This window comes from Parasphingorhabdus sp. (assembly GCF_049667325.1).
Classification (GTDB): domain Bacteria; phylum Pseudomonadota; class Alphaproteobacteria; order Sphingomonadales; family Sphingomonadaceae; genus Parasphingorhabdus.
Genome location: NZ_JBATHY010000204.1, coordinates 1 through 5,636, shown reverse-complemented (window position 1 = coordinate 5,636; position 5,636 = coordinate 1). Strand labels below are relative to the sequence as shown.

6 protein-coding genes and 1 pseudogene are annotated in these 5,636 nt (G+C 57.5%); 3 read left to right on the top strand and 4 right to left on the bottom strand.

Features of this window, described 5'->3' with window-relative positions; translation table 11 throughout:
* The 4 genes and pseudogenes from WBM93_RS09350 to WBM93_RS09335 form a co-directional block, all read right to left on the bottom strand.
* Nucleotides 1-285, bottom strand: a pseudogene (locus tag WBM93_RS09350) (dihydroorotase); the annotation flags it as partial.
* Complete coding sequence (locus WBM93_RS09345; protein WP_424431219.1) at nt 282-1,274, bottom strand: aspartate carbamoyltransferase catalytic subunit; 993 nt, start codon at nt 1,272-1,274, stop codon at nt 282-284. The pseudogene WBM93_RS09350 and the gene WBM93_RS09345, both read right to left, overlap by 4 nt.
* Nucleotides 1,275-1,296: 22 nt before the next feature.
* Nucleotides 1,297-1,761 carry a Holliday junction resolvase RuvX gene (gene ruvX / locus WBM93_RS09340; protein WP_424431221.1) on the bottom strand — a complete coding sequence of 155 codons (465 nt, stop codon included), beginning with the start codon at nt 1,759-1,761 and terminating at the stop codon, nt 1,297-1,299.
* Nucleotides 1,758-2,882, bottom strand: coding sequence for a DUF3089 domain-containing protein (locus tag WBM93_RS09335; RefSeq protein WP_424431218.1), 1,125 nt, complete (start codon nt 2,880-2,882; stop codon nt 1,758-1,760). Before WBM93_RS09335 ends, ruvX begins: the two co-directional genes overlap by 4 nt.
* A gap of 128 nt (nt 2,883-3,010) precedes the next feature.
* Between WBM93_RS09335 and gatC the strand changes: the two genes are divergently transcribed.
* From gatC to gatB, 3 genes are all read left to right on the top strand, one after another.
* Nucleotides 3,011-3,298 carry an Asp-tRNA(Asn)/Glu-tRNA(Gln) amidotransferase subunit GatC gene (gene gatC / locus WBM93_RS09330; RefSeq protein WP_424431216.1) on the top strand — a complete coding sequence of 96 codons (288 nt, stop codon included), beginning with the start codon at nt 3,011-3,013 and terminating at the stop codon, nt 3,296-3,298.
* Entirely contained in the window at nt 3,298-4,782 is a 1,485-nt protein-coding gene (gene gatA / locus WBM93_RS09325) for an Asp-tRNA(Asn)/Glu-tRNA(Gln) amidotransferase subunit GatA (RefSeq protein WP_424431214.1), read from the top strand. The genes gatC and gatA overlap by 1 nt, the downstream gene beginning before the upstream one ends.
* Before the next feature lie 2 nt (nt 4,783-4,784).
* Nucleotides 4,785-5,636 (top strand): Asp-tRNA(Asn)/Glu-tRNA(Gln) amidotransferase subunit GatB (gene gatB, locus WBM93_RS09320; protein ID WP_424431212.1); only part of this gene is annotated, 852 nt, incomplete at its 3' end.

Sequence of the window (5,636 nt, the reverse complement as noted above, 5' to 3'; positions counted from 1 at the left end):
GTGCTTGATCATCGCTGGCAGATCGAGAACGGGCGACTGATCGGGCATCAATGCTGCCCGGGTAATCCCGCCAAAATGAAAAGCAGGCTTGTCGATCGCGAAGACACCGAGATCGACAATACCCGGGGCCAGGAGCATGCCTTTGCAATCTGTTTCTGTTCCGAACCCGATATCCTTGCCCTCGTCGGAAGGGGCGATGCGATCGCCATCAACAATCAGGCGACCTACTTTTGGCTTATCCTCGCCTGGCAGGACCAATCTTGCATTGGTGAAAACCGTTTTCATGACCAGCCCTCCACACCGCGGGATTTGCGGGTCAGGATATCGAGACAGGCCATCCGCACGGCAACCCCCATCTCGACCTGTTCGGTTATCGCTGAATGCACCGGATCATCCGCGACATCGCTGTCGATTTCGACGCCGCGGTTCATCGGCCCGGGGTGCATGACGAGCGCGTCTTTGTTCGCGAGCATCAACCGTTCCCGCGTCAATCCGTACAGATAGTGATATTCGCGCGGGCTGGGGATGAAGTCGCCGTTCATGCGCTCGTTCTGAAGCCGCAGCATCATCACGACATCGCTGCCGCTTAGCGCCTCGTCAAAATTGGTAAAAACCTCGACATTGAACCGCTCAAGCGCCGCAGGGAGCAAAGACGGAGGGCCGCAAACCCTCACTTTCGCGCCAAGCGTAGTCAGGCAATAGATATTGGACCGCGCCACCCGGCTGTGCATCACGTCGCCGCAAATGGTCACCGTCAGTCCGCTGATCTCGCCCTTGCGCCGCTGGATGGTCAGAGCGTCGAGAAGCGCTTGCGTCGGATGTTCATGGCTGCCGTCCCCGGCGTTGAGCACCGGACAGTCGACCTTGTCGGCGATCAGCTGCACCGCGCCGGAACTGCCATGTCGGATGACGATCGCGTCTGCTTTCATCGCGTTGAGCGTGACCGCGGTGTCGATCAGCGTTTCGCCTTTTTTGACGCTCGATTGTGCGGCGTGCATATTGACAACATCGGCGCCCATCCGTTTTCCGGCAATTTCAAAGGATAGCAGCGTTCTGGTGCTATTCTCAAAAAACGCATTGATGACCGTCAGGCCATCCAGCTGGTTCGCGTGCTTGCTCGATTTCTTGTTAAGATCGACCCATTGCTTGGCCTCCTCGAGCAGAAATAATATCTCCCAGGGCTGGAGCCCGGCGATACCCAACAGATGTCGATGAGGAAAAGCATCCGATCCGGCGGGAAACGGTTGCGACGATGCGGTTTTTTTCGATGTCATTAAAGCGGGTTCTATAGAGTCATCATGACAGCGCGGCAAGCCTGTCTATCGCACCTTGCAAAATATAGGCAGCGGCCATCTTGTCGACGACCTTGGCCCGTTTTTTCCGGCTGACATCCGACGCAATCAGATCGCGTGTGACCGCCTGGGTGCTCCATCTTTCGTCCCACAGCAAAATCGGCAGGCCAAGCGGCTTGAGATTTTGCGCAAAGGACCGCGCCGCCTGGGTTTGCTGGCTCTGGCTGCCATCGAGATTAAGCGGCAGGCCTGCCACAAGTCCGACAATATTCTGTTCGGCGATAACCGCCTTGATACGCTCGAGATCCTTGGAGAATTTGCGCCGTTCGATTGTTTCCGCCGCTGACGCAAAGGTCCAGTTCGAATCGCACAGCGCCATACCGACTGTTTTCGTGCCGATATCGAGACCGAGCAGCCGGCCGCAATCGGGCAGCGCAGCGCTGAACGCCGCGATATCATCGGAGATCAGCGAGCCAGAAATGCTGTCATCCTCCGGCGTGCATCGGCGCGTATGTTGGCCCAGAACAGGCTGTAATCGTAAACATGGTAATTGTTGCCGGGCAGGGCATAGGGACCGATTTCGGGCGGGTCGCCGATCAGGAGAAATCCTTTTCTGTCGCATTTTGCGGGAACCGAGCCAGCGACCAAACTGGCGTCGCTCAATTTATCATTGGGGACCAGCGTTCCGAGATTGGCTGCCGCTGCGGCGGATGAACCGATATCACCATTGATCGGGTTGCTGCACAGCAGGCTGGTATCTTTGCGCGGCTGGCCGTTGAACCCGATCGTCGTGTCATAGACTTTGACAATCCGGCCATAATCGGCGGGTTCCGCAAAGCTCTGCCAGCTCAAAATGCAGCGAGTCTGGTCAGGGGATTCACAGACGTCGAGGCCCATTTCCGGAACATCGGTTTCTGCAGATACGGGCCAGCCAATGACATAGGCGGCGACGATCCGGTTGGCGAGGGGCGTGCCGGCGACCCGGTCCTTGAGCAGATTGGTTAGATGCAGGCTGCCCTGGCTATGCCCCGCCAATATAATAGCCTGATCGGCAGGAACTTCGGCAACGAAATGGTCAAATGCGGCAAGCACATCCTGATAGGCAGCATCCAGCGCCAGCTGTCCCTCGCGCTTCTCGGTGAGAAACGCACCCAGTGTCGCCTGGCGGTAACGCGGTGCCCAGACCTCTCCGATAGCGTTGAACGCACTGGCCTGTCCGCGCAGGAATATTCGAGCGCGGGCCTGCGATTCCTTGTCATTCAGGGGGGCATTCCAGCGATTTTTCTTTAGAAAAGAAGTCGGATGAATGAAGAATACGGCGGCTTTCTTGCTGTCCGGGAATGCTGTTTCGGTATCCTCATAACCTTCCGGCAGCCAAAGGGCCGGATTGCCTTTCACCAGTTCAGGGCGCGCCAGCCACATGCCGGTTTGGGCATATATGTTGTTTTCCAGCACTTCCTGCGCCGTGAACTCGGTGTCCGGCACAAAGGCCACTTCCATCAGCTCGTCACCATAAAGGCGGAAAACAAATGCGCCGGCGAGCACGAGAATGATCATGCTTGCGACAAAATAGAGAAATTTACGGGCCAAAAGATACTCCAACCAATATGCTGCCGCTTCAATCCGCTTGAAGCCGCTTCGCGCCAGTGCTAGCGGCGCTCGGTACAATATTTATATCAGCAATACCCTAAAAAAGATGAACTGAAAAAGAATGAGTCATGTCAATCGATAAGGAAACCGTCAAAAAGATCGCCAGCCTCTCGAGGATCGCGATCACCGAAGCCGAAGCCGATGCCTTTGTGCCGGAGCTCAACCAGATATTGGGTTGGGTCGAGCAACTGGGCGAAGTGGATTGTTCGAAGGTCGAGCCGATGACGGCGGTGATCCCGAACAAATTGCGGTTGCGCAAGGATGTCGTCACCGATGGCGAAATCCGTGACAAGATACTGGCCAATGCGCCGATCGCCGAACACGGCTTTTTCGCGGTTCCCAAGGTGATCGAATAATGACTGCAATATTTGAAATGGGTATCGCCGATATCCGTAGCGGCGTCGCAGGCGGCGATTTCACCGCAAAGGAAGTCGCTGAGACTTTCATTGTGCGGGTTAGTGCTGCGAAACCGCTGAATGCATTTCTGGTCGAAACGCCGGAACATGCTTTGGCCGCAGCCGAGGCAACCGACAAGGCCAAGTCTGCGGGAGAAACGCTCGGCAAGATGGCCGGCGTTCCAATCGGCATGAAGGATTTGTTCTGCACCGAGGGCGTTGCCACAACAGCAGGCAGCCTGATATTGGAGGGTTTCACACCGCAATATGAGTCCACGGTGTCGTCGAACCTGTTCAAGGCTGGCGCAGGGATGCTCGGCAAGCTCAATATGGATCAGTTCGCCATGGGCTCCTCGAACGAGACCAGCGCATTCGGCAACGTCATTTCGCCTTGGCGACGCAATGACGGCGGCAATAGCGACCTGACTCCGGGCGGTTCGTCGGGTGGTAGCGCCGCAGTTGTATCGGGACGCATCGCGCCCGCAGCGACCGGCACCGATACCGGTGGCTCGATTCGCCAACCGGCTGCCTTTGTCGGGATTACCGGTTTCAAACCAACCTATGGCCGTTGCTCGCGCTGGGGCACGATCGCCTTTGCCAGTTCGCTCGATCAGGCGGGGCCAATGGCCCGCAATGTCCGCGACTGCGCGATCATGCTCGAAGCCATGGCAGGGTTTGATGCGAAAGACTCAACTTCGCTGGATCTGCCCGTCCCCGATTGGGAAGCAGCGCTGAACAGCGATCTTAAAGGCAAGAAGATCGGTATTCCCAAGGAATATCGCGTTGACAACATGCCTGCAGAAATTGATGCACTGTGGCAGAAGGGCATCGAGATGCTGAAGGATGCCGGGGCGACCATCGTCGATGTTTCGCTGCCGCACACCAAATATGCGCTGCCGGCTTATTATATCATCGCGCCCGCAGAAGCATCGTCCAACCTCTCGCGCTATGATGGCGTGCGTTACGGTCTGCGCGATCTGCCGGACGGGGCAGGGCTGCAGGACATGTATGCCGCAACCCGCGAAGCCGGTTTCGGACCGGAAGTGAAGCGTCGGATCATGATCGGCACTTATGTGCTGAGCGCCGGCTATTATGACGCTTATTATACCCAGGCGCAAAAGGTCCGGACGCTGATTGCGCAGGATTTCGACAAGGCATGGCAACACTGTGATCTGCTGCTGACCCCGACCGCGCCGAGCGCGGCCTTCGGCCTGGGCGAGAAAAGCGACGATCCGCTGGCCATGTATCTGAACGACGTGTTCACCGTGCCCAGTTCGCTGGCCGGATTGCCCGCCATGTCGGTGCCAGCAGGACTCGACGGCAAGGGCTTGCCCCTCGGCTTGCAGATCATCGGCAAGGCACTGGACGAACAGAGCGTGTTCAACGCAGGTCTGGCGATTGAAGAACGGGCAGGCTTTGTCGCGAAACCGGAGCAGTGGTGGTAGAAATGACTGAATCAACATATCGTATCCAGGGTGGAACCGGCGAATGGGAGGTCGTGATCGGCCTCGAGGTCCACGCTCAGATCACATCCGAATCGAAGCTCTTTTCCGGAGCCTCGACCGAATTTGGCGCAGAGCCCAATACCCAGGTCAGCCTCGTCGACGCCGCCATGCCCGGCATGTTGCCGACGCTGAACGGCGAATGCGTCCGTCAGGCGGTGCGTACCGGTCTCGCGATCAACGCCCAGATCAACAAATATTCGCGCTTTGACCGCAAGAATTATTTCTACGCCGATCTGCCGCAGGGCTACCAGATTTCCCAGCTTTACCATCCGATTGTCGGCGAAGGCGTGATCCAGATTTCGCTCGATGAAAAAGACCCGGATGCCCATGGCAAAGCGATCGGCGTCGAACGCATCCATATCGAACAGGATGCCGGCAAGCTGATGCACGACCAGCATCCGACCATGTCCTATGTCGATCTCAACCGCTGCGGCGTAGCGCTGATGGAAATCGTGTCCAAGCCCGACATGACCTCGCCCAAGGAAGCGGCGGCCTATGTCCGCAAGCTCCGTTCGATCCTGCGCTATGTCGGGTCGTGCGACGGCAATATTGAGCAGGGCTCGATGCGCGCCGACGTCAACGTCAGCGTGCGCAAGCCCGGCGGCGAACTCGGTACCCGCACCGAGACCAAGAATGTCAACTCGATGCGCTTCATCCAGGCGGTGATCGAATTTGAAGCCCAGCGCCAGGTCGATCTGATCGAGGATGGCGGCACTGTCGTCCAGGAAACCCGGCTGTTCGATCCCGACAAGAATGAAACACGGTCGATGCGCTCGAAGGAAGATGCACATGAC

What these genes read in the sequence shown, in the direction of transcription:
- WBM93_RS09345 (WP_424431219.1), bottom strand. Translation starts at nt 1,274, where the DNA reads ATGACATCGAAAAAAACCGCATCGTCGCAACCGTTTCCCGCCGGATCG.
- gatC (WP_424431216.1), top strand. Translation starts at nt 3,011, where the DNA reads ATGTCAATCGATAAGGAAACCGTCAAAAAGATCGCCAGCCTCTCGAGG.
- gatA (WP_424431214.1), top strand. Translation starts at nt 3,298, where the DNA reads ATGACTGCAATATTTGAAATGGGTATCGCCGATATCCGTAGCGGCGTC.